This is a genomic window from Maribellus sp. CM-23 (assembly GCF_021354595.1).
Taxonomy (GTDB): domain Bacteria; phylum Bacteroidota; class Bacteroidia; order Bacteroidales; family Prolixibacteraceae; genus Draconibacterium.
In genome coordinates this window covers 158371-182764 of sequence record NZ_JADWYJ010000003.1, presented here as the reverse complement: position 1 = coordinate 182764, position 24394 = coordinate 158371, and the positions used below count along the sequence as shown (strand labels likewise).

Sequence of the window (24394 nt, the reverse complement as noted above, 5' to 3'; positions counted from 1 at the left end):
TAAAATTTTAGCGTTACACAGCTACACGAACCGACCACAAAATATGACTTATGTCATAAATTTAATAAACCGTTTTCCGTCGTGTCAGCTCTTACGAGGCTACCTGTTTATGATTTACCCAGGAATGTCCGGATAAATTCATCTCCTTTTAACCACCCCAAAGCTCCGTTGCGCGGATCAAATTCATCGTAAACCTCTACCGAATCGGGCGTCATTCCGGGTTTGTAAATGCTAAACGGGACAGAATCACGCGTATGTGTTTTTAAAGCACAGGGAGTTGGATGATCAGGCAAAATGGCTATCGCCACTTCTTCCTCCATTTTGGCAGTTTCCTCCAGAATGTATTTCACCACACGGTGATCGAGGTATTCAATCGTTTTGGTTTTCAGCTCCACATCGCCTTCATGGCCGGCTTCGTCGCTTGCCTCAATGTGCAGATAAACCAGGTCATTTTCTTTTAGCGCATCAATCGCTGCTTTGGCTTTTCCTTCGTAATTGGTGTCATACAAGCCAGTTGCACCTTCGACGTGAATCACTTTCATACCGGCGTACACCCCAATTCCATGGATCAGATCAACCGCAGAGATCACCGCGGAACTTCCAATTCCAAACATTTCCTGCAGGGTTGGCATGGCCGGTTTGTAACCCGGCGACCACGGCCAAATGCTGTTGGCAGCATCTTTTCCGGCGGCCTTTCTTTTCTGATTAACCGGATGATTCGCTAACAAATCCTGTGATTTCAGGATCAGTTCGTTCAGTAGTTCGGTGGTTCCTTCAGCCGCTTCTGTTTTCGCTACCGGCAAAACATCGCGAAAGGGCGTTCCGGGCACATCGTGCGGAGGCGTTGTTTTCACCTCTTTGACACCTCCCTTTATCACCAGCAAATGACGATAAGAAACACCGGCATAAAACTTCACCCGGTCGTTGCCCAATTTTTCGTCGAGAAAATGAATCAGTTCTGCCGCTTCTTCATTGGAAATATGTCCGGCAGAATGATTTTTCACCTGCTCATTTTCGATACAAATCAGGTTGCAACGTAAGCCAAGGTCGCCCGGTTTAAGTTCAACCCCCATGCTGGCAGCTTCGAGTACTCCCCTGCCCTCAAAAACCTTCTCCACATCGTAACCAAGAACCGCCATATTGGCAATTTCACTTCCCGGATGCATCGAATCAGGTACCGTTTTCAGCATTCCCGATTGTCCGTTTTTGGCCAGCCAGTCGATGTGCGGTTTGTTGGCCATCTGCAAGGGAGTTTTGTTATCATAAGCTTGTAAAGGCTCGTCCGACATGCCGTCGCCGAGTATAATCAGGTACTTCATTTTTCCAGATTTTTTGGTTGTATAATATCCGGCTACCTCGTTTTATTGAACAAAAAGCGAAGGTATGCCGGGATAGTAACAATTAATTTTCGAAAATTCCGATCACTAAAAAAATTAAATATTGGATACCTTGATCAGATCAGCAAAAACACCCGCCGCAGTTACAGAGGCTCCTGCACCGTATCCTTTTATCAGCATCGGAAATTCGTGGTAACGCTCGGTGGTATACATCACCAGGTTATTGCTTCCTTCCAGGTCGTAAAAAGGATGGCTCGCATCCACCACTTCCAGGCCGGCTTCGGCTTTTCCGTTTTCAAAACGGGCCACAAAACGCCATTTTTTATTTTCGGCAACCAGTTTTTTCCGTTCTGCTTCAAAAGCAGCATCCAGCGCGGGCACACCTTCCCAGAATTCATCCAGCGTTCCATCAAACAGGGTATCCGGCACAAAACGCTTGATAGAAATATCCTCCATTTCAATCCGGTATCCCGACTCACGTGCCAGGATCAGGATTTTGCGCGCCACATCTACCCCGCTTAAATCAATACGCGGATCAGGCTCTGAATAGCCTTCCTCTTTCGCCATCAGAATGGTTTTGCTTAACGGAATATCTTCTGAAATGGTATTAAAGATATAATTCAGTGTCCCCGACAAAACGGCTTCAATCTTTAAAATACGGTCGCCCGAATTCACCAGGTCATTCAACGTATTAATGATCGGCAATCCCGCGCCAACGTTGGTTTCGAAAAGAAATTTCACTCCTTTCCGTTTGGCTATTCTTTTGAGTTCTGCATAATTCTCATAATCGGAAGATGCCGCTACTTTATTTGCTGTAACAATGGCAATGTTGGCATTCAGAATCTCTTTGTACACAGACGCCACGTTATCAGAAGCCGTACAATCCACAAAAACAGAATTATAAATATTCATGTCTTTCATCTCGTCGACAAAACCTTGCAGCGACGATGTTTTCTCGGCCTGCGCCAGCTTATCACGAAATTCGGAAATGTCAATCCCTTCGCGTTCAAAAAGCATTTTCTTCGAGTTGGCAACTCCCGTCAACTTTACACGGAGATGTTTCTCTTTCAGCAATTTTTCCTGTTGTTGTTTTAACTGCTGTAATAAATTTCCACCAACGGTTCCGATTCCCATCAAAAAGATGTTCAACTCCATAAACTCGGAAAGGAAGAACGATTCGTGAACCACATTCAGGGTTTTGCGAAGCTCTTCGTTTTTAACCACCCACGAAATGTTCAACTCCGAGGCGCCCTGTGCAATTGCAATAATGTTTACCCCATTACGGCCAATGGTTGAAAACAACTTTCCGGCAACGCCTGTTGTTTTTTTCATGTTCTCTCCGACAATCGCCACCACTGAGACTTCTTTCTCGATATCAATCTTATTTACCTGACCGCTGGCAATCTCTTTCTCAAATTCTTCGCAAATGGCTTGCTCAGCTTTGCTTAGCATTTTTTCTTCGATGGCCACACTAATGGAGTTCTCCGACGAAGCCTGCGAAATCAGGATCACATTTACGTTTACCTTTGCCAGGGCAGTAAACAGCCGCATCGAAATACCGGTAACTCCCACCATACCGATTCCTTGCATAGTAAGCAGCGTAATTCCTGAAATCGATGATATTCCTTTGATCGGGCGGTCGAAGCCGTTCCTCACATCTTTTACGATCCGTGTTCCCGGATTTTCGGGTTCAAAAGTGTTCTTGATCAGGATCGGAATTCCTTTCTGATAAACCGGCAAAATGGTTGGCGGGTAAATCACTTTTGCGCCAAAATGCGACAATTCCATTGCTTCGGAGTAGGTAAGTTCCGGAATGGTATAAGCCTTTCGGATCACACGCGGATCGGCAGTCATAAAGCCATTTACATCGGTCCATATTTCCAGTACCTCCACATCGAGTGCGGCGGCAATAATAGCAGCCGTAAAATCAGAACCACCACGGCCCAGCGTAGTAAACTCGCCTTTGCTGTTTTTCGAAATAAAACCCGGAGCAACCGCAATTCCTTTAAAACCGGCAAATTCTTCCTTTATATTTTTAATGGTAACCTGAAAATCAACAGAAGCCTTTCCGAAGTTACTGTCAGTTTGAATAAGCAAAGAAGAATCTTTTCGTTCGGCGCCTATAAAAGCGGCAATAATTTGCGACGACATCCGCTCGCCAATCCCCGCAATGCGGTCGAGGGTTTTGGCAGTGAGTTCTCCCACCAGTGTAATACCGGTCAGAATTTGCTCCAGTTCATCCAGCAGTTTTTCCACCACCTCTCGGATCGGTTCATTTCCGTTAAAAAGCTCGTGCATTGTATCGTGGTGACGCTGCCGGATTTCCGTAAGTTCCGTATGAAAGTCGCTGGTACCCGTGGCAGCGTTGTTCGCTGCCGTCAGGATTTTATCGGTTATGCCGCCCAATGCGGACACTACAACAATTACATCATCGTTCTGCGAAAGAACGATCTCTTTTACTTTTTTGATGTTGGTGGCAGAACCTACGGATGTCCCGCCAAATTTTAAGACTTTCATACTTAATTTTAGCTTATAAAAAAAACCGGGTGAATCGACAGAAACAATTCACCCGGCAAATTCTGTCTATGTATAATATTATTATTCCATCGTAAGGGTTCCGGTTATCGCTTCAACTATTTTGGTTTCCAATTCCTGGGCTAATTCAGGATTGTCCATTACCAGGTTACGCACAGTTTCGCGCCCCTGACCCAATTTTGTTTCCCCGTAACTGAACCACGAACCGCTTTTTTTGATCAAATTGTACTGAACCCCCAAATCGATGATCTCGCCCGATTTGGAAATTCCTTCGCCGTACATAATATCAAATTCGGCTTTGCGGAATGGTGGCGCCACTTTGTTTTTCACCACTTTTACGCGCACATGGTTTCCGTTTACTTCTTCCCCGTCTTTGATCTGGCCAATACGGCGGATATCTAAACGAACCGAAGCATAGAATTTAAGCGCGTTACCACCGGTGGTTGTTTCGGGATTACCGAACATTACGCCAATTTTTTCACGCAACTGGTTGATAAACACACAGCAGGTTTTCGTTTTGTTGATGTTGGCGGTGAGTTTACGGAGAGCCTGCGACATCAGACGGGCCTGCAAGCCCATTTTTGAGTCGCCCATCTCGCCTTCCAACTCTGCTTTGGGTGTTAATGCAGCCACCGAGTCGATCACCACAATATCCAAAGCTCCCGAGCGAATCAGGTTGTCGGCAATTTCAAGTGCCTGTTCCCCGTTGTCGGGTTGCGAGATTAGTAACTCATCGATATCTACACCTAGTTTTTTGGCGTAATACGGATCAAAAGCATGCTCTGCATCGATGATGGCAGCAATACCTCCGGCCTTTTGAGCTTCGGCAATCGCATGAATGGCAAGTGTGGTTTTTCCCGAAGATTCCGGACCGTAGATTTCTACGATACGTCCTTTGGGATAGCCGCCAACTCCCAGTGCCACATCCAGTGCAATGGAACCCGACGAAATGGCCGGCACATCCACATGCGGATTATCTCCCATACGCATAATGGATCCTTTTCCGTAACTCTTTTCAATTTTATCCATGGTAAGCTGAAGCGCTTTCAGCTTTTCCTTATTCATCAGACTTTTTTCTTCGCTCGTCATGTTTTGGTCTATAAGTTAAGTGTGTTGATAATTTGGTTGGTGTGATCTTTTGTGTTTACTTTTTCGAAAATCTCCTGAATTACACCCTTTTCATCGATAACAAAGGTTTTGCGTAAAACCCCCATGTATTTTTTGCCATACATCGATTTTTCGCCCCAGGCACCGTAAGACTCCAGTATTTCTTTTTCGGTATCGGCGATCAGGTTAAACCGGAAGCCGAATTTATCGATAAACTTCTGGTGAGATTTTTCGCTGTCGGGACTAACCCCCACCACATCAAAACCTTTGGCCAGCCAGGCATCGTAATTATCGTTCAGGTTGCACGATTCTGCTGTACAACCGGGCGTATTATCCTTTGGATAAAAATACAGGATCAGCTTTTTCCCCTCAAAATCTTTCAAAGCAACCTTTTCGCCACTTTGATTCACCCCTTCAAATGTGGGAGCTTTATCCCCAACTTTTAAATTTGTCATGATTTTTGCTTCATTCTGTTTACAAATATAACTGATTAAATGATAAAACTCAGGTCTCCATTTCACTTCTTGCACATCAATTCAGACTAATTTAAATTCTCCAAAGAATTGATTTTTGTTAAATTTACCTGTCGAAATTTTAAGCCACTTCAGCAATGGAATTGAGAAAAATCAACATACTTCTAACAAGCTGTTTCATTTTATTGTTTGCCGGACTGCCTTTTTTCGCTGAGGCTCAGAAAAATCCGCTGGTGGAAGCCATCCAACGATTTGATGAAGAAAAGTATACAGACGCTGAAACTTTATTAAGTCCACTGATACTGCAGAGTCCCGACAATCTGATGATCAACTACTATTACGGTGCCAGCCGGACTGAGAACGGACATTACGGCGCCAACGAGATCAATTATTTATTAAAAGGAAGCACCGGTGAGTCGCCATTGAAAACGGATTATTACCTGGGAATTCAATACCAGGCAATGCAGCAATGGGACAATGCCCTGACTCATTATTTAAAGTACCAAAAAACAGCCGCGCAGGAAGAGCAGACGGCACTCGGTTTGTCTGAAAAAATTCAGCAATGCAGGGACCAATTCAGCCCGTTTGAGGTAGAAACCGAAGATATTGCACCGGTGCCAATAGCCAAAGAAGAAACTCCGCAAGCAGAGACCGACACAATAGCATACGTTGCAGTTACAGATTCTATTTTACCTGACTCTTTTTTAGCTGAAGAAACGGAAATTGAGGCCCCGGTAGCAGTTCCCGGGAAAAAACAAAAACCAGCACCCATTAATTTTGATGTAAACAGCGAAATGATGTACGTGGAAACCTCCAATTTTCAAACAGAGGAAGGATTGGAGTCGTACTTAAAATGGAAACAACTGAGCTACCAACTGGATTCGCTAACCCGTAATCTCGATGAATGGCGCCGCAAATATGCAGAAGCCAATACTTCTTCGCTAAAAAATGCGCTGGGGCAAAAGATCGTTGATGCTGAAGGCAGTTTGTTTACCCTTCAGCGCGACACCCGCGAAAGTCTTCAAACCGCACAACGGGCAGAAACCGATTACTGGAACTCGCAGCCAGAACTGGAGAAAATAGATTTTATCGCATCTTTGAAAGAGCACGCTGCCTCGCTTAATCAACCACAAGCTGAAATAGCTGAAGCTCTGGATACCGCCTTGATTATTTCGACCGAAATTCTACCTGCCGTTGTTCCGGCAAACCAGCAACCTGCCGCCGAACAACAAGACGAGCTGGTTTATAAAATTCAGATTGGGGCTTATAGCCGTGGGTTGCCTTCGTACGTTAAAAGACAGTTTGATAAGCTATCACTTATCCGGAAAATTGATCAATACACCGACGAAAAAGGCGTGGTAGTATACACCACCGGAAATCTTACCAATTACGAAGACGCACAAAAAATGCAGACTCAGGTGCGCAGGGAGGGTGTAGAAGATGCATTTGTAGTACCGTATTTTAACGGAAAAAGAATAACTTTGAGTGAAGCAAAAAAATTGGAGGCAGAACAATGACATTAAAGGAACCAAAAAATATTCCTGTTGATAAATCGAATGAAGAAACACTGAAAGAAAATTCGCTGATTCTTTACAACGATGATGTTCATACCTTTGATTATGTGATTGATGCGTTGATCGACATTTGTGAACACGAAATTGAACAGGCAACACAATGTACTTATCTGGTTCATTACAAGGGGAAATGCGATGTTAAGAAAGGTAGCTTCTCCGAACTAAAACCAATGAAAGACGCACTGATTGGACGAGAACTAAATGCAACCATAGATTGATATGTCAATTTTTGCCATTATACTATTAATATTACTCGGACTGGTTTTGTTACTGATCGAGTTCGCAGTGATTCCCGGAGTTACCATTGCCGGGATCGGAGGTTTTTTATTGTTGATCGCCAGCGTTTATATCGCCTTTACCGATCTGGGAACAGGGGCCGGTTTTATTACGCTGGCCACTGTACTGCTACTTGCCCCATCAATGGTTTATTACTTTTTCAAATCGAGAACAGGGAAAAAGATGATTCTCGAAAAAAACATTGACGGCAAAGTTGACCTGATCAATGTCGAGAAAATAAAAACCGGAGACACCGGAAAAACCATCGGGCGGCTGGCTCCTTCCGGAAAAGTAAGGGTAAACGGTGAAGTGGTGGAAGCACAATCTACTGGATCATTCATCGATCACAACATCCCGATTAAGGTCTTAAAGATCGTTTCCAATAAAATTATTGTTGAACCTATAAATAAAAAATAAAATGATTGAAGCAGCAGGCACCTGGGGAATGATTGTAGGAGTAATTGTATTACTCTTCATCGTCCTTTATTTTATACCAATCGGACTTTGGTTTTCAGCTCTGGTATCGGGAGTACGAATTTCACTGATCCAGCTTTTTCTGATGCGTTTCCGAAAAGTACCTCCCGGAGTTATTGTTCGGGCACTTATTGAGGGCACAAAAGCCGACGTAACACTGAGTCGTGACGCACTCGAAGCGCATTACCTGGCAGGTGGACATGTGGCCAGAGTTGTTCATGCCCTTGTTTCGGCTGCAAAAGCAAATATTGAACTTTCTTTTAACATGGCTACCGCTATCGACCTTGCGGGTCGCGATGTTTTTGAGGCTGTTCAAATGTCGGTAAATCCGAAAGTGATTAACACTCCTCCGGTTACGGCCGTTTCTAAAGATGGCATACAGTTAATTGCAAAAGCACGTGTAACAGTGCGCGCCAACATCCGCCAACTGGTGGGTGGTGCGGGAGAAGAAACTGTTCTGGCCCGTGTTGGAGAAGGAATTGTTTCATCCATCGGTTCTTCGCACTCTCACAAAGCTGTGCTTGAAAATCCTGATTTTATTTCAAGAGTAGTGTTGGAAAAAGGCCTCGACGCCGGAACAGCCTTTGAGATTCTTTCCATTGATATTGCGGATATCGATATCGGTAAAAACATCGGAGCAGTTCTACAAATGGATCAGGCAGAAGCAGACAAAAACATTGCGCAGGCCAAAGCAGAAGAGCGCCGTGCGATGGCCATTGCCCTGGAACAGGAAATGATTGCCAAAGCGCAGGAAGCCCGTGCAAAAGTTATCGAGGCTGAAGTTCAGGTTCCTTTGGCAATAGCAGAAGCATTCAGAACCGGCAACCTGGGAGTAATGGACTACATGAAATACAAAAACATTATGGCCGACACTTCCATGCGCGATTCAATAGCCGGAGAAGGAAGCAAAAGCAAAGAATAGCAAACTATTGTATAAAATACTAAAAGCCTTGTATACTTGATACAGGGCTTTTTTTATGCCTTTCATCCTCAATGTTAATTTACTGATATAAAAACATTCAATTTGACACTTTTTAACACGCTTGGCACCAGCATTAATGTTATGCAACATATCTTTGTACCATAAGTTTTAGTTCATAGGTTTAGGTTTGATTAGTTTTATTGGTTTAGTTAGTGAAAAGGATGGGTATTGACCCGTCCTTTTTTAATGACCTCACAAATCATCCGATCCGCTTCAGAATTTTCACCACCAACACCATCATTCTCCTTTAATTTCAGAAATAGAGTACGCCAAAGGGCGATAGATAAACTATATGTTATAAAACATGTTTTTTAACATTTGCTTAACCTCAATCTGCAATTTTCGCTTTAAATTTGCCTCAGTTTTAGTTCATAAGTTTAGGTTTGATTAGTTTTATTGGTTTAGTTAGATGAAAGGATGGGTGTTGACTCATCCTTTTTTATTTTCCTCACCAATCATCCAACCCGCTTCCAATTTTTCCCCCGGCATCCTATCATCATTTACGCTTAACCTCAGAAATAGAGATCGCCAAATGGCCATAGATAAACTATATGTTATAAAACATGTTTTTTAACATTGACTTAACCTCCATCTGCAATTTTCGCTTTACCTTTGCTTCAGTTTTAGTTCATAAGTTTAGGTTTGATTAGTTTTATTGGTTTAGTTAGATGAAAGGATGGGTGTTGACCCGTCCTTTTTTGTTTTACAAAACTTCATACCTTTTGCTAATTCATTATCCCGAAGCCAACTCCTCCCTCATTTCAAAAACAAAATCCTATCAATAGACGGAACTTAATCCTCATAGATAAATCATATGTTATAGAGCATATTTTTTAACATTGGGGTAACCTTAATTTCTCAAACACACCTTACCTTTGTGTCATAGTTTTAGTTCATAAGTTTAGGTTTGATTAGTTTTATTGGTTTAGTTAGATGAAAGGATGGGTGTTGACCCGTCCTTTTTTATTTTCCAGACATTTCAAATCTCTAACTTCCTCAGTACCTGCTCCCGATAGCTCCTGCTTATGGGTAACTGCCTTTTCCCCATTTCAATGTATTCAGAGGTAAACGATTCAATACTTTTAATTCCTACGATGTACGACCGGTGAATCCGCAGAAAATCATTTTGTGGCAGTTTTGATTCGATATTGGAAATGGTTTCGCGCGTAACCACATTTCTATCCTGCAAGTGAATCTTTATGTAATCGGCAATGCTTTCAATAAAACGAATGTCTGAAAATTTAATCCGAACCATCTTCCGTTCTGACCGCACAAAGAAGAATTCGGAATCTTCTGTTTCCGAAACAATTGCTTCATTGCTTTTTACCGGCACATTTTCCTGCATATATTTTTGAACTCCCTTTAAAAAACGCTCAAACGAAATGGGCTTTAGCAAATAATCTACTGCCTGCAAATCAAAACCGTCAACTGCGTACTCGCGATAAGCCGTGGTGAAAATCACCTTCACATTGCTATTAATCGAGCGCGCAAGCGACAGTCCGGACATTTCGGGCATATTAATATCCAGGAAAATTAAATCGACAGGCTGACTGCTTATTACCTGAAAAGCCTGGATGGCACTTTTACAGGAGCCCACCAACTCAAAACTTTCGAGTTTTTCCAGGTGGCTTTCCAAAATTTCGCGGGCCACCGGTTCATCGTCCACCACCAAACATTTAATTCGCTTTTCCATTTTATGTCATTTCCAGGTTCTCAATGGATAACTCGGTCCAATACCAGTTATTTTCCACCTCGCTATTCAGTTTATACCGATTCGGATAATTGAGTTCCAGCCTTTTTCGGATATTTTCCAATCCGATTCCAGACTGTTCCTTTCCGTTTTTTTCACCGAGCCAGGTATTTCCTATCCTAAAATGCAAAGTGTTTTGATCCAACCGGATATCCACGTCAATGTTCAAAAATCCATCTACCAGGTTACCGTGCTTGAATGCATTTTCAACAAAAGGCATTAGTAACATGGGCGCAACCTGAATTTTATCGCTGATTTCGCCACTGCTGAATTCCACCTTCAATGTATCCTTAAACCGTATCTTTTCCAGCTCAATGTATTCCTTAATATGCTGAACCTCCTGGTTAAGCTCCACCAGCGGCTTGTTAACCTGGTACAGAATATAGTCGAGAAGATTGGAAAGTTTTAGGATAATTTCGGGCGTTTGCACCGACTGCTTTAAGGCAAAACCGTAAATAGTATTTAAAGTATTGAATAAAAAGTGAGGATGTATCTGCATTTTCAGGTATTGCAATTCCTGGTCTTTCATTTGCAACTGCGTTTCCAGAATTTTATTCTGAAGTTCGCGGTTTTGAGAGGCTGTTTTAAAATTGTGATTCAGCAAAGTAAAAAAGCTTACCGCTCCCGAAACCATGTAAACCAGCATAAGAATAAACAGGAAATTCTTACTCATGGGTGGCATCACAGCCGTGTTAAAACTCAGAAGAAAAATAAGACAGCCGTACAAGACTAACACAATAATATACGAGGAAACCACAATGGTATAAAAGCTGTAAAGAGCAAACAATACATATTTCTTTACCAGCAGATATTTAGGAATCAGGTAATTCACCACAAAATAGGTAACCGCCATTGTTACGGGGAGCAAGCAACTGGAAAACCAGATGATGTAGCGCTGATCGTTCGAATTGTAACTAAAAAAGTAATAAAAGAAGAACCACACTCCAATCCAGAAAAGCAGGTGCAGAAAAATGGTTTTTATCTTCGGTTTTTTGAACGCGATCATAAAACAATATTACTGAAAATCTGCTGATTCCCTTTCAATTATCGATGGAATGCGGATTTACCCCTATTTTTGACATAATCTCAGTACAAAATTCCGTTTATACCTCTAAATTTGTTAGAAAGCGTATGGTTCCGGGCATCTGTCGCAATAAAAATCAAGACATGCAGGCTTTCCTTAGATTTGAATCAGTATCAATCAAAAACTAAAAACAATGAAAAGTATTATTGGAAAATTTATCGATGGAGGCCCTGTTTTTACCGTGACCATTTTCGCATGTTTAATCATTATTCTTGCCTTGTTCACCCTAGCCCTCCTCAAAAAAGAAAGCCGCCCAAAGCTCATGGATCTAATGAAACACATTGGCTGGTTTGCCGTAGCCTGGGGATTTATGGGAAGAACTTTTGGACTGATCCATGCCTTTGACGCCGTTGAAGCACATGGTGAACTGACTCCAAGCCTGCTTGCCCACGGTCTGAAAATGGCACTGGTCGATCCGCTGATGGGAATATTCGTTTTTATAGTTGCCCGGCTGGCCATTATTGCATTAGTGGCGATGCGAAAGAACTAAAATGCATCTTCTCTCCGGCGATGATCGTCGGTCAACACTTTGGGGCCTAAACTGTTTATCTGTAAAATAACTTTTCAAACATGAACAGAAAGCCCGTTAACTCGATCGACGACGTAATTGCAATCCTTGATTCGATCATTCAGGAATCCATTAAAAACGAAGACACACTTGGGTATTTCGCTGCCCTTTACCAAAGAGTTACAATCGAAGTAAAGGAAGGCATTCAAACGAATCGTTTTGACGATGACCCCAGAATGGAAAAGCTTGATGTGATTTTTGCCAAACGTTACATTGATGCTTACTACGACTGGCACGCAGGCCGGCCCGTATCGTTATCGTGGGAAAAAGCTTTCCAGCAGGCAGAAAACAAACAGTTACTGGTTATTCAGCACCTCTTGCTTGGAATGAATGCACACATCAACCTCGATCTGGGAATTGCGGCTGCAGAAGTTTCGGACACCGATACGATCGGTTCGCTGGAAAATGATTTTAAGCAGATCAATGAAATACTATCGTCGCTGGTCAATGAGGTTCAGGAAAACCTTTCTTCCATCTGGCCTTTTCTGCGGAAAATACTTTCGCTTTCAGGCAAGATAGACAATTACGTAGTGGATTTTAGTATGAAAATAGCTCGCGACGGCGCCTGGAAATTTGCAACCGAATTTGTACTATACAAACATTCTGACCGGCCGGAGCAGCTATCGATTCGTGATCAGAAAGTTGCCAGGATCGAACAAATCGTGACCAGGCCCGGAAAATGGATTCAGTTTATAATCTGGATCATTCGACTGACCGAAAAAGGAACAGTGGCTGAGAAAACAGAAAAACTAACGCGGTAACCCGACATTCCGGGCCACCGCGTTTTTCTTATTTCAACTATATCTCTACTAAGCTTCAATTTTTTGGTAAACCACCGCCAGAATTTCTGCCTCTTTTTGCTTGGCCGAATGCAACAATCCATCAGCAAGGGCAAGTTTTTCGCTCAGAAACTCCTTATCTCCAAACCCGGCCGCATTGATCTTTACATTCAGATAAGCGCCTTCAACAGCGGTTCGCGCACACAACGCCCCCACTCCTGCGTCCGATACCGAGTTCGGATTGCCAAAATCAGCCATGGCTTTCATCACTTCCAGTGAATCGTGCGCCAGTTGCATAACTTTTAGCGGAACCTCAATGGCATTTTTTGTCGCATTATGAATGGCCTGTTTTCTTTCTGCCTTCTCCTGTTCGGTAGATTTGGGCAAGCCAAAAGCCGCCATTATCTGGTTGAAAGCATCGGTATCCTCGTCCACACACCGCAGCAAGGCCGAATGATACAGTTTTCCTTTTTCTGCCCACTCCGAGAATTCTTCCCAACGGTCGTCCCAACCGCGCTTGTGCGCCGAAAGGTTGGCCACCATTGCTCCAAGTGCAGCTCCCAATGCCCCCACATAAGCAGAAATAGAACCTCCTCCGGGTGCAGGAGAGTCTGAAGCCGTTTCGTCTTTAAACTGAGTCAGTGTCAAATCGATCAGTTTTCGGGCTGCTTTATCTTCGATGACGTATTCAATTATCTTCTTTTTAGGATCAAAAGGACCAAGCTCGTCCAGACCCAGCGACTTCACGGCAATTTTTATGATCTCCTCATCCGAGATACCTGTGGAGCGCTGTTGTTTGTGTAGAAAATATTTCCCGGCATCCAGCATTGCCTGCAACGGAATCAGCCCCACCAATTCGGAACCGGTTGCCCGGAGTCCACGTTCACGCGCCCTCTCCGACACCTCATCAAAAGCAACATGCACCGGCGTCACCGAAATATCGGTAAGATTTATAGAAATTTGAGCAATGCCGTATTCGTCAATGTACCAACCTATTGCACGCGTCTTCTTCAAGCTTCCGGGAATTCTGACAGGTTCACCGTTTTCATCAGTCACAATTTTCCCCGTCACCGGGTCGCCTTCGCGCAATACACGCCCCGCCTCGCGGATATCAAAAGCAATGGCATTGGCTCTTCGGGTAGAAGTCGTATTCAAATTAACATTGTAGGCCACCAGGAAATTACGTGCTCCAATGGCTGTTGCACCACTCCCTTTTACACGTTCATTCCACGAATCGGGACCAAAATCGGGTTTCCACTCGGCAGTTGAGATTCGGTCTTTCAAGCCTTCGTACTCACCCGAGCGACAATTGGCCAAACTTCTGCGTTTCTCTTTATAAGAAGCAAACTCATAACAAAAAACAGGAATGCCCAGCTCAGTTCCCACTTTTTCAGCCAGTTGGCGGGCATAAACCACAGCTTCTTCCATGGTAACATTTGCCACCGGAACCAGCGGGCAAACATCGGTAGCTCCAAAGCGCGGATGCTCTCCTTTATGCTTGCTCATATCAATCACTTCAGCGGCCTTTTTAATTCCTCTGAAAGCTGCTTCAATCACGTCTTCCGGCTCACCCACAAAAGTAACCACCGTGCGATTCGTAGCTTTTCCCGGGTCAACATCCAGCAAACTAATGCCTGCAACACTTTCAATAGCATTGGTAATTTCTTTGATTATGCTCATATCGCGGCCTTCCGAAAAGTTAGGCACGCACTCAATAATTTTCTTCATACTACAGTTTTTTCAATCGTGAAATTATGTCACACAGATTTTCAGTATCATCCTATTGAAAGGCGAATTTAGAACAAGGGGATGGCAAAGGGAATGATTTTTAACAGCGTTCGAAAGTCTGAACTTCACCATTCAGAATAACTGTTTCGACCAAACTTGAACCATAATAATACGGGATATACTCAATACCCGGAATCTCGGAAGTAATAAACAGGTTGGCTACCTTTCCGCGGGCAATACTGCCGTACGAATCGCTGATACCCATTGCATAGGCCGAATTTAGCGTGGTAGCGTTGATCACCTCTTCCGGAAGCATTTTGTATTTGATACATCCCATGGCGGCAACCAGGTTCATGTTGCCACTGGGCGAAGATCCCGGGTTAAAATCAGAAGCCAGCGCGATGGGCAAACCCGCTTCGATCATTTCGCGTACCGGCGAAAGTTTCATCCCCAGGAAAAAAGCTGCTCCGGGTAATACGGTTGGCATGGTTTCGCTGCTTTGCAGGGCTGCAATCTCGTTCTCCTCAATAAATTCAAGATGATCGACCGACAATGCGCCGTATTTAACCCCTACCTGAACACCACCGGTTAAACCCAGTTCATTGGCATGAATTTTTGGCTTCAATCCGTATTTTAATCCGGCCATCAGTATCCGTTCGGTATCTTCTACCGTGAAAAAACCCTGATCGCAAAACACATCAATAAAATCAGCCAATTCTTCGGCGGCCACCTGTGGAATCATTTCATTAATGATCACATCAACGTATTTCGACGGATTGCTTTTATACTCGGCAGGAATAGCGTGAGCTCCCAAAAAAGTAGCCCGCACACAAATGGGCGCGGTTTCTTTTATCCAGCGAATAACCCGCAGCATTTTCAGTTCATCTTCCGTATTCAAACCGTATCCGCTCTTGATCTCCACAGCCCCGGTTCCCATTTTCATGATTTCGATGATCCGGTACATAGCGTCGTTGAACAACTCTTCTTCCGATGCTTCGTGCAAGCGTTTGGCCGAATTAAGAATTCCGCCCCCACGACGTGCAATCTCCTCGTAAGAAAGCCCTTTAATCCGGTCCACGAATTCTTTTTCGCGTGCCGACGGATAAACCAGATGCGTGTGCGAATCGCAATAAGCGGGATACACCAGGCGGTTGGAACAATCGATCTCAATCAGCAGGTCATCGTCACGATATACATCTTTTAGCTGATCCATTCGCCCAAACTCTTCGATAATCTCATCGCGGATAATTACAAAAGCATTTTTGATGGTCTTAACCTTGCTCATTTCTTTACCGGCCCGGTACGACACCGGATCCTCTTCCACCTGAACAAGTTCTTTTATATTTTCCAATAATAACTTCATACACTCAAATGTTTATTTTTCAATTCATTCTTTTGGCCCGGAAAGTTCCTCATTTCTTTTTCTACCACAACTCTCCGTCCACCTTTTCAATAATTAGTCCCGAACAACACAAGCTATTCATCAGTTTATTGGTGCCTGACTTTTGGCTTTTGCAAGATCAAGATCACATTTCCACTTTAATTCGGTTTAAATTTGTGACTTATTTTAATAATAAGGTACAAAAATGCTCCGATAAATCAAGCTTTAAGCCGGATAAATTCAAATGACGATTGTCATTCTACTTAACGTAATAATTAATACTATTGGCGAAACTCCGGGGCGGTTCCGATCAGTCAGTCGGCGGATGGAAACGACAAACTTTCTGAGAATGTTACTTATTGAAAAGAATGCTTCTAAATGATTCCGCCAAGAATTGCTATTTTCGGAACCAAAATTTGCGGCTATGCTCAGAAAAGTACCTCATACTTATGTTATCATTTTTGTTTTGATTGTTTTCAGTGCCCTGTTAACCTGGATGATTCCGGGGGGTGAATTTGTTCGGGAAACCGTGACTGTAAACGGCGTTGAAAGAAGTGTTATTAATCCCGATTCGTTTCATTATATTGAAAGCAGCAGGCAAAGCTGGCAGATTTTTTCAGCCTTTTTTGATGGTTTTGTGAATACAGCCCCCATTATCGCTTTTATCCTGATGATTGGAGGAGCTTTTTGGATCCTGAACGAAAGTAAATCGATTGATATCGGGATTTACAGCTTTCTGCAATTTTCAAAAAAATGGGAAAGATCGCGCGTATTGCGCAAACTGGGGGTTAACAACATTATCCTGACCGGAATTATGCTCATGTTCAGCCTGTTTGGCGCTGTGTTTGGCATGAGCGAAGAAACCATCGCCTTTACGATTATTTTTGTTCCGCTGGCTATTTCCATGGGCTACGATTCCATTGTGGGTGTTTCGCTCTGTTTTGTAGCGGCGGCACTGGGTTTCGCGGGTGCTTTTCTAAATCCCTTCACAGTAGGAATTGCACAGGGATTGTCTGACCTTCCGCTTTTCTCCGGAATTGAATACAGGATTGTGATGTGGGTACTGATCAATGCGGCCGGTTTTGCCTATATTTTATGGTATGCGGCGCGTATCAAAAAACACCCTGAAAAATCGCTGGTGCATGACGACGACCAACACTGGCGCCACCGGAACAGCGAAAACAATATCCAGATAGATTACAATGTTCCGCGAATTGCCTGGTATTCTTTTCTCTTTCTGACAGTGGTTTTTCTGGCCTTTTCCTATTCGCAGCCCATCACCGATCTGAACATCGGGAACCACGTTTTCCGCTTCCCTGCCGTGCCCCTTGGCGCTGCACTGTTTATTCTCTTCGGAATACTTTCACTTCGAAAATCAGTTCATTTCTATATACTCAACCTGCTTCTTTTTACAGTTGTTTTCCTGATTATCGGGGTGATGGGCTATCAATGGTACGTGATGGAAATAGCTACCTTGTTTCTTGCCTTGGGAGTTTTTTCGGGAATTGCAGCAGGCAACACTGCCAACCAAATTACCCAATCGTTTATTGCAGGGGCAAAAGACATTTTATCGGCAGCAATGGTGGTAGGGCTGGCCGGAGGAATCATTGTGGTTCTGGAAGACGGGAAAATTATTGACACCATCCTTTACGGAGTTTCCAAAACCATGCAGGATATGGGTAAAGTTGGCTCGGTTACAGCCATGTACCTCATTCAAACCTTTCTGAATATTTTCATTCCCAGTGGCTCGGGAAAAGCGGCCCTCACCATGCCGATGATGTCGCAATTTTCAGATTTAATAGGAATTTCGCGCCAGGCAACAGTGGTTGCATTTCAACTTGGCGACGGTTTTACCAACATGATTACTCCTACTTCAGGCGTGTTAATCGGGGTGCTCGGAATTGCCCGGATCCCCTACGAAAAATGGGTAAAATGGGTAGTCCCACTTATAGTAATTCTCTCGGTGCTGGGTTTTCTGCTTTTATTACCTACGGTTCTTCTGCCCCTAAACGGCTTCTGATGAAATCTTTGCCTGGTTTGGGGTGAAAGAAGTCCACAAAAAAAGCCCGCCTAAGCGAGCTTTTTGAATTTCTTTATGTTGTCCGGCTTATTCGTCGATTGAAATTGCTTCTACCGGGCAAACTTCTGCGCATGAACCACAATCAGTGCAAAGTTCCGCATCAATGGTGTAGATATCACCTTCTGAGATAGCGTCAACCGGGCACTCATCAATACAAGTTCCGCATGCAATACATTCATCTGAAATTTTGTATGCCATAACAATGAAGTTTTTAATTAAACATTAACGTTGCAGCAAATGTACAAAGTTTGCCAAAAAAACAAACCACATCCCTCATTTTATTCCCCTGATTTATCAACCTACCACACAAAACACTGTACATCAATAAGTAGCACTGCAAATACCTATTAAGATTCAATTAATTTTTATAACGATATAATTTATTATGGAATAGCTGTAACGACCGAAACCAGTACAAACCTTTCAATGAATAAAATGATTGGTCAAACACAAGAAGTATCCCCTCTTTAATACAGAAACGATAGCTTGCTTTATTTTAATTTATAACAGATTTTATTGGCACTATTTTTTAAAATTTGCGTAAAAAGGTTCTTTAAAAGGAATGATTATTGTTACATCCGGCATCCGTATTCAAACAAACTTATGTGAGAAACAGAAACAAACGCATGAAAAAGATCACCGCCATATTACTGGCCTTCACATTGTTTACACTTGGCTGTAAAAGCCCAAAAACAGTCATCGAGGTTGCCCCAACAAAACCACCTGTTGTAAGCCCGGCCATTACATACAGCTATTCTGCTGATCAAATCAGGTACGGCAAAAACAATTTCAGAAGAGGATGGGCCAATAAAAACGATGTACAACTTCTCTATGTCACCGTAATGAACAACTCGGAAGAACCTGTACACGGAAGCCAGCTGGGTTTTTACTCCGGAGAGAACAAACTGGATTTGGTAAACAATAAACTTGCGGCCGAGAAATTAAAAACCCGGCGATTCCCCAAAGCTGCTTATATAATTCCGGTATTTATTGTTTTTTATGTGGCTTACGAAGGCCTTCTTTCAGCCCTTGATGTAGACGATGATCTTGACGGTGACGGATTCAGTGACTATCCCGAATTTCAGCAGAAAGAAAAAGAAAAGGATCCAACTGAAAAGATGAACTTTGTCCAAAAGAAACTGTACATTTTTAACATTGCCGCCGAGATTATTTATCCCCAAGAAAAAATTGAAGGATTTGTTGCTTTTAAATCAGAAACTCCCATTAACGAGCTAACAATTAAACTGGAAAACACCGACTACAAAGTGGTTCAATAGCCGAACTGGGAGTCCAGCTTTGAGCATTGTTCTTCCAAACCGGCCTTGGGATAAAACCCGGCATGAACAAAATTCAGGTATTTCAGGATTCTGAACGCATTAAACTTCTGAAAGAAACGTTTTTCAAACACACCGGCAGAAGCACAATTGGCGTTCAACTCGGCTATGTCTTTAAAAAAGTCATCCTGGACAAGAAATGCAGCCACCGGCTCCGGCAGTTCGTCGGCAATCTTTTCAAAGCCCGCTTTATTCACAAGATAGAAATTGGTTGCACGATCAAAGAAAGCTTTTAAATCAATAAAAGCATCGAAATTATACGTTTGGGTAAGGTCTTCTTCTCCCGCCATCCACTTTTGCAAAACAGGCCCGGTACCAAAAGGAACCCGATCAGACAAACGCGCCGAAGGATGCACCGTAGTTGTGCGTATCTCCCCTACTTTTCCGATCTGAACCAAGTTTTGTAAAAAGTAAAAATCCTCGCCGGCCCGCCGCCGGTTCATTCCTCCCCTTTTTACATAAGCTTGTGCCGTAACGGCAAACGCCGACCCGACCGTAAACATCGAATGCGGATACCCCGCAAAATCAAGGGCCCGCTTGTAATAAGCCAGGTACTGTTCGTAAAGCTCAATCCCGCGCCGGTGTTCTTGTTCAAGCTTCCCGGTTTGATGGCTAAATGCAATGGTAGCGCCAACATGGCTCTTGTTGGTTTTGAAATGCGATTCAATTTCCAGCAGGTAATTTGCCTCCACCAAAGTATCGGCATCCAGCGAAACAATGATTCCATCTTTCCGCTTAATGGAATTAAACCGAAGAATGGCTTCATCCATTCCTTTTTTTCGCGCCAGCCCCGCACCGGCCCATTTTTTTCGAAGCTCTGCAGGTCCAACAGCAAAAAAGCTTATGCCTTTCTGTTCATTTCTACTGATCCAGTCATCCAATTCCTCTTTGGTTTTCAGGTTAAATAATTTTGTTTCCTCCGGAGCTGTTTCTGAGTGATTGATCAAAACAATGACCTCAACCGCACACTTGGGCAAGGTGCATTTAACCAGCGACTCAAGCGTTTCCCGGATGGCCCGTTCGCGCAAACAGGGAATTACAACGATAATTCCGGCGCTTTCATCCGGCGCTTGCGGAATCAGCGCTTTCACTTGATTTTTGATTATGTATTGATCTGCAAACACAGTGTTACAAAACTAAAATAAAAGGCAAAAAAAATCCGGGCATTACCCGGATTTAATTTATCTGTTTGTTGCTTTTTATTGCTCTTTTGTAGCCTTGTATTCTTCGTTCATCGCTGCCAGCACTTCCGATGTCAGGTTGTGAGCCTCAGGCCCGATCAACACTTCTGCCGAGTTGAAAATGAAATCATACTTCGCAGTTTCGTTGTAGCGTTTCAGAAAATCCATCAGGTTATCCAGAATTTTCTGGTTATTGCCTTGCTGAACCTCCATCAACTTGGCAGATAATTCCTGATCAAGTTTTACAATCTCCTGCTCTTTTCCCACTAAACGGTCGCGTTCCTGCACCGCACGCTGTTCGGTAAGAAAGCCACCACGCTGCAGCTTTTCCTGGAATGCTGCGGCTTCTTTTTCAAAAGTCTGACGTTTGATACCGTATTCGCTGGTATAAGCTTCTTGTTTTTTAGTAAACTCATCGTGCATATCCTGCGCCATTTCATAATTCAAAATAATTGAATCGGCTTTAACATAGGCAATTTTTAATCCGCCAACAGAATCTCCTCCCTGACTTCTGACAGGACTGGTTTTTCCATCAGCATTACCACCGGTAAAATGCAGAACATACAAAACGGCAACTGCCACAAATAATACTACACTGACAACAATTGATGATCCTTTCATTACAATATTACTTTAAATTCAAACAAGTAGGTTTTATCATTTTATATAGACCGGACAAAGATAATTTTTTAGTTGAAATGCAATGTCCCTATCCAATTTTTTTAATGCCATTCCAATTATCCTTCCCTCAAAACCTGCATTAAATCATAATTCCCGAATGATAAACATCATTGAATTAAAGTTGGTCCCAATCGTATTTTTAGCATGGCAAAAAAAGTTATCATTCTAAAAACCGAAATGTTGAACAAGATAATCTCAAATATTTTACCGTACATGCCTAAAAAACTGGTGTGGGTATTTTCGAAACGGTACATTGCCGGCGAAACGCTGGAAGATGGAGTATTGGCATCCAAATTACTCAATGCGAAGAACATAGAAGTCACCATTGATATTTTGGGCGAGTTCATAAGTACGCTTGACGAGGCCGAACAAAACCGTAACGAATATTTGGAAGTAATTGAGCGGTTTACTGCCGATAAAATACAGGGCAACTTTTCGGTAAAACCTACCATGTTTGGTTTGCTGATCGATAAGGAGGCGTGCTATAATTACATGCGTGACATTGTAAAAATGGCGGCTTCGAAAAATTCCTTTGTCAGGATCGACATGGAAGACTCGCAGTGCGTTGACATGGAAATCGACATTTTCAGGAGGCTGCGCACCGAATTCCCTGCCAATGTGGGGCTGGTTGTTCAGGCATACCTGAGACGTACCAAAAGCGACCTGGAAGCATTGAATGATCTGAACACAGCGGCACATCCGATCAGTTTCCGTCTTTGCAAGGGAATTTACATTGAGCCGGAAAGTGTTGCATACAAGGGATATCAGGAGATTCGCGACCACTACCTCGACGACCTCAGGTACATGTTTGAAAACAAAATGTACGCAGGAATTGCCACCCACGACAAATACCTAGTGGAAGAAGCCCAGAAAATGATCAGGGAAATGAATATTCCGAAGAATATGTATGAATTCCAGATGCTGTATGGGGTAACACCGGAACTGCGTCAAAGCATTGTTGACGAAGGACACCTTATGCGGGTTTATGTTCCGTACGGGCAAAAATGGTTTAATTATTCCACCCGCCGGCTAAAAGAAAATCCGAAAATGGCACAACACATCATCAAAGCCCTTTTTGTAAGGGGATAATATTTTTAAAAGTTAAACTCTTAAAAGGATGGTTCTAAGCCATCCTTTTTTGTTGCTATTTCTTTAGAATGAGTACTTCGTTTAGTGACCTTTTCGGAACATGATGAACGTCTTTTTCATCGCGCCAGTATTTGATATCATCCCGGGCGGTATCAATCACCACCTCTTCGGCAGGCTCCCCAAGTGCCAGCACCCACAGCAATTCAAGATGTGCCGGTAATTCCAGCAAGCGCGATACCTTGCTTTTATTAACCGAGCCCACAATACAGCCACCAAAGCCATCTTCCACCGCGGCCAGAAGAATGCTTTGCATGGCAATGCCGTCGTCACAATAATGATTTTCGGAGATCACCCGATCTTTTAAAACCAGTACATAAGCCACGGGGCGTTCGTGTTCAGCTGGCCCTTTCCAGTCGCTCAGGTAGCCGGCCCATCCCAAAAACGGGAAAATCTTTCCGCATAGCTTTTCATCGGTAACAATGGCATATTTCAAAGGCTGCATATTTCGCCCGCTGGCGGTTAAACGGGCCAGATCGATCCAGCTTTCAATTTGTTCAGGGCGTAATCTTATTTCGGATTTGAACCTGCGGTAGCTGCGGTTCTTTTCAATGAGGTCGCGAAGCATGGTTTTATTTTTGAGAATCAAATTTAGAAGAAAAAAGGATAAAAGTGAAGCGTAAAAAGAATTGCTGACCAAACTTAACCACTAAGAAAAAAACACTACACCCTATCCTTTTCTGAATAAACGCCCCACGCATTTGCTTATTATCGGCACATCATTAATAAATGTTAAAACTTGGGCCGATTTTAAATCTACTCCGCAACAATTACTGTACATTTATTCCTCTTTTACGCAACAAAACAACACTGACTAGACAAGCCTGAGTTTGCACTATTATGAACAAATTTAAGATCTCAATCGAGGAAAACTCCAACGTACTAAAATTCCAGCAATTGGTGGATTCCATCATCGATGCCATTAGCCAAAACCAGTTAAAAGAAGGAGAAATGCTTCCTTCGGTCAACCAGCTAATAAAGGAGTCGCAACTGTCGCGCGATACAGTGTTTAAGGCTTATGCCGAGCTAAAAAGACGGGGCGTTGTAGAGTCGGTGCCCAACCGCGGGTATTTTGTAACCCGGAAAATCACCAAAGTCTTTCTTTTTCTCGACACTTTCAAAGCGTACAAAGAGGTGTTGTATCACTCTTTTCTGAAACACCTGAACAAAAATGTAAGTGTCGACCTGCAGTTTCATCATTACAACATTGGTTTGTTCGAAAAAATTATTGATGAAAGTCTGGGCAAATACAGCAAGTACATCATCATGAATTTTGACCACCCCAAAGTAAACGAGATCATTCGAAAAATTCCGGCAGAACAGCTCTTGATTATCGACTGGAATATACAATCCGCTGAAAACAGCAACACCGTGCGACAGGATTTTGGACAGGCCGTTTACGATTGCTTTGCTGAAAACCTGGAGCCCATCACAAACTACAAGAAATTTATTTTTTATTATCCCCCGTTTACCTATCACCCCAAAGACTCGGTTGAATATTTCAATAAGTTCTGCACCGATTTCAAAATCAAACACGAAGTTATTTATCAGCCTGAAGATTTCGTAATTAAAAAGGACTGTCTGTACTTTTTGGTCAGTGACCGAACGCTGGCCAACTTACTCGATCAGTGCTCCGAAAAAGGTTTTGAACCCGGCAAGCAGGTGGGTGTAATTTCGTACAACGAAACCCCTATGAAAAAGTATGTTAAGAACGGCATTACCGTTATTTCCACCGGTTTTGAGTTGATGGGACAAAAAGCAGCCGAATTTGTAAGTTCCAATAAGCCGATGAATTTCACGGTTCCCACCACACTGAAAATCCGCTCTTCACTTTAAGGTGTTTTAAAACACTTCTTCCCTGTTTTGAAAGCCAGATAATAGAACCTATTTTTGCACACATAACAGAACAGAACAGATTGAGCTA

The 24394-nt window shown here is 43.0% G+C and carries 22 protein-coding genes; 10 read left to right on the top strand and 12 right to left on the bottom strand.

The features are described 5' to 3' along the window. Positions 1-107 precede the first annotated feature (107 nt). The 4 genes from INQ51_RS11800 to bcp all read right to left on the bottom strand — a co-directional run bounded on the left by INQ51_RS11800 (position 108) and on the right by bcp (position 5434). Complete coding sequence (locus tag INQ51_RS11800; protein ID WP_233378172.1) at positions 108-1319, bottom strand: cofactor-independent phosphoglycerate mutase; 1212 nt, start codon at positions 1317-1319, stop codon at positions 108-110. A 114-nt stretch (positions 1320-1433) separates the two neighbouring features. After that, a complete protein-coding gene (gene thrA / locus INQ51_RS11795) occupies positions 1434-3854 on the bottom strand; it encodes a bifunctional aspartate kinase/homoserine dehydrogenase I (RefSeq protein ID WP_233378171.1) in 2421 nt (806 codons plus the stop codon). An 81-nt stretch (positions 3855-3935) separates the two neighbouring features. After that, on the bottom strand, positions 3936-4961 hold the full coding sequence (recA, locus tag INQ51_RS11790; protein ID WP_317207959.1) for a recombinase RecA: 1026 nt from the start codon (positions 4959-4961) through the stop codon (positions 3936-3938). A gap of 8 nt (positions 4962-4969) precedes the next feature. Further along, positions 4970-5434, bottom strand: a complete 465-nt coding sequence (gene bcp / locus INQ51_RS11785; RefSeq protein ID WP_233378170.1) for a thioredoxin-dependent thiol peroxidase — start codon at positions 5432-5434, stop codon at positions 4970-4972. A gap of 155 nt (positions 5435-5589) precedes the next feature. On the opposite strand from bcp, the gene INQ51_RS11780 reads away from it, so the two are divergent. From INQ51_RS11780 to floA, 4 genes are read left to right on the top strand one after another with little or no spacing between them, the layout of a single operon-like run. Continuing rightward, positions 5590-6969, top strand: coding sequence for an SPOR domain-containing protein (locus INQ51_RS11780; protein ID WP_233378169.1), 1380 nt, complete (start codon positions 5590-5592; stop codon positions 6967-6969). After that, the gene (locus tag INQ51_RS11775; protein ID WP_233378168.1) at positions 6966-7244 is read left to right on the top strand and encodes an ATP-dependent Clp protease adaptor ClpS; all 279 of its coding nucleotides are present in this window, start codon (positions 6966-6968) and stop codon (positions 7242-7244) included. Before INQ51_RS11780 ends, INQ51_RS11775 begins: the two co-directional genes overlap by 4 nt. A 1-nt stretch (position 7245) precedes the next feature. Continuing rightward, positions 7246-7719 (top strand): NfeD family protein, encoded by a 474-nt coding sequence (locus INQ51_RS11770; RefSeq protein WP_233378167.1) that lies wholly within the window; start codon positions 7246-7248, stop codon positions 7717-7719. Between the two features lies 1 nt (position 7720). After that, positions 7721-8698 (top strand): flotillin-like protein FloA, encoded by a 978-nt coding sequence (floA, locus tag INQ51_RS11765; RefSeq protein ID WP_233378166.1) that lies wholly within the window; start codon positions 7721-7723, stop codon positions 8696-8698. Positions 8699-9737: 1039 nt separating this feature from the next. Here the strand turns inward: floA and INQ51_RS11760 are convergent. Further along, positions 9738-10451 carry a LytR/AlgR family response regulator transcription factor gene (locus tag INQ51_RS11760; RefSeq protein ID WP_233378165.1) on the bottom strand — a complete coding sequence of 238 codons (714 nt, stop codon included), beginning with the start codon at positions 10449-10451 and terminating at the stop codon, positions 9738-9740. Position 10452: 1 nt separating this feature from the next. Continuing rightward, entirely contained in the window at positions 10453-11514 is a 1062-nt protein-coding gene (locus tag INQ51_RS11755; RefSeq protein WP_233378164.1) for a sensor histidine kinase, read from the bottom strand. A 211-nt stretch (positions 11515-11725) separates the two neighbouring features. Here INQ51_RS11755 and INQ51_RS11750 point away from each other — a divergent pair, with 211 nt between their 5' ends. Both INQ51_RS11750 and INQ51_RS11745 read left to right on the top strand, forming a co-directional pair. Next, the gene (locus tag INQ51_RS11750; RefSeq protein WP_233378163.1) at positions 11726-12082 is read left to right on the top strand and encodes a MotA/TolQ/ExbB proton channel family protein; all 357 of its coding nucleotides are present in this window, start codon (positions 11726-11728) and stop codon (positions 12080-12082) included. Between the two features lie 80 nt (positions 12083-12162). Then, positions 12163-12921, top strand: a complete 759-nt coding sequence (locus INQ51_RS11745; protein ID WP_233378162.1) for a DUF5995 family protein — start codon at positions 12163-12165, stop codon at positions 12919-12921. Between the two features lie 48 nt (positions 12922-12969). Here INQ51_RS11745 and ftcD read toward each other — a convergent pair whose 3' ends face one another. Then, entirely contained in the window at positions 12970-14667 is a 1698-nt protein-coding gene (gene ftcD, locus INQ51_RS11740; RefSeq protein ID WP_233378161.1) for a glutamate formimidoyltransferase, read from the bottom strand. 100 nt (positions 14668-14767) lie between these two features. Beyond that, positions 14768-16030 (bottom strand): imidazolonepropionase, encoded by a 1263-nt coding sequence (hutI, locus tag INQ51_RS11735; protein WP_233378160.1) that lies wholly within the window; start codon positions 16028-16030, stop codon positions 14768-14770. 442 nt (positions 16031-16472) lie between these two features. Between hutI and INQ51_RS11730 the strand changes: the two genes are divergently transcribed. Next, positions 16473-18068 carry a YfcC family protein gene (locus INQ51_RS11730; RefSeq protein WP_233378159.1) on the top strand — a complete coding sequence of 532 codons (1596 nt, stop codon included), beginning with the start codon at positions 16473-16475 and terminating at the stop codon, positions 18066-18068. A gap of 87 nt (positions 18069-18155) precedes the next feature. Here the strand turns inward: INQ51_RS11730 and INQ51_RS11725 are convergent, their stop codons facing one another. Next, positions 18156-18326: a DUF362 domain-containing protein gene (locus INQ51_RS11725; RefSeq protein ID WP_119439493.1), complete on the bottom strand. Its 171-nt coding sequence runs from the start codon at positions 18324-18326 to the stop codon at positions 18156-18158. 407 nt (positions 18327-18733) lie between these two features. Here INQ51_RS11725 and INQ51_RS11720 point away from each other — a divergent pair, with 407 nt between their 5' ends. Beyond that, positions 18734-19405 carry a hypothetical protein gene (locus INQ51_RS11720; RefSeq protein WP_233378158.1) on the top strand — a complete coding sequence of 224 codons (672 nt, stop codon included), beginning with the start codon at positions 18734-18736 and terminating at the stop codon, positions 19403-19405. Here INQ51_RS11720 and INQ51_RS11715 read toward each other — a convergent pair. Then, positions 19399-20553 (bottom strand): glycosyltransferase family 2 protein, encoded by a 1155-nt coding sequence (locus INQ51_RS11715; protein ID WP_233378157.1) that lies wholly within the window; start codon positions 20551-20553, stop codon positions 19399-19401. The genes INQ51_RS11720 and INQ51_RS11715 overlap by 7 nt on opposite strands. Positions 20554-20661: 108 nt before the next feature. Beyond that, entirely contained in the window at positions 20662-21264 is a 603-nt protein-coding gene (locus tag INQ51_RS11710; RefSeq protein ID WP_233378156.1) for an OmpH family outer membrane protein, read from the bottom strand. A 204-nt stretch (positions 21265-21468) separates the two neighbouring features. Between INQ51_RS11710 and INQ51_RS11705 the strand changes: the two genes are divergently transcribed. Then, the gene (locus INQ51_RS11705; protein ID WP_233378155.1) at positions 21469-22413 is read left to right on the top strand and encodes a proline dehydrogenase family protein; all 945 of its coding nucleotides are present in this window, start codon (positions 21469-21471) and stop codon (positions 22411-22413) included. Between the two features lie 55 nt (positions 22414-22468). Here the strand turns inward: INQ51_RS11705 and INQ51_RS11700 are convergent, their stop codons facing one another. Next, entirely contained in the window at positions 22469-23038 is a 570-nt protein-coding gene (locus INQ51_RS11700; RefSeq protein WP_233378154.1) for a nitroreductase family protein, read from the bottom strand. A 272-nt stretch (positions 23039-23310) separates the two neighbouring features. On the opposite strand from INQ51_RS11700, the gene INQ51_RS11695 reads away from it, so the two are divergent. Continuing rightward, positions 23311-24306, top strand: coding sequence for a winged helix-turn-helix domain-containing protein (locus INQ51_RS11695; protein ID WP_233378153.1), 996 nt, complete (start codon positions 23311-23313; stop codon positions 24304-24306). Positions 24307-24394 lie beyond the last annotated feature (88 nt).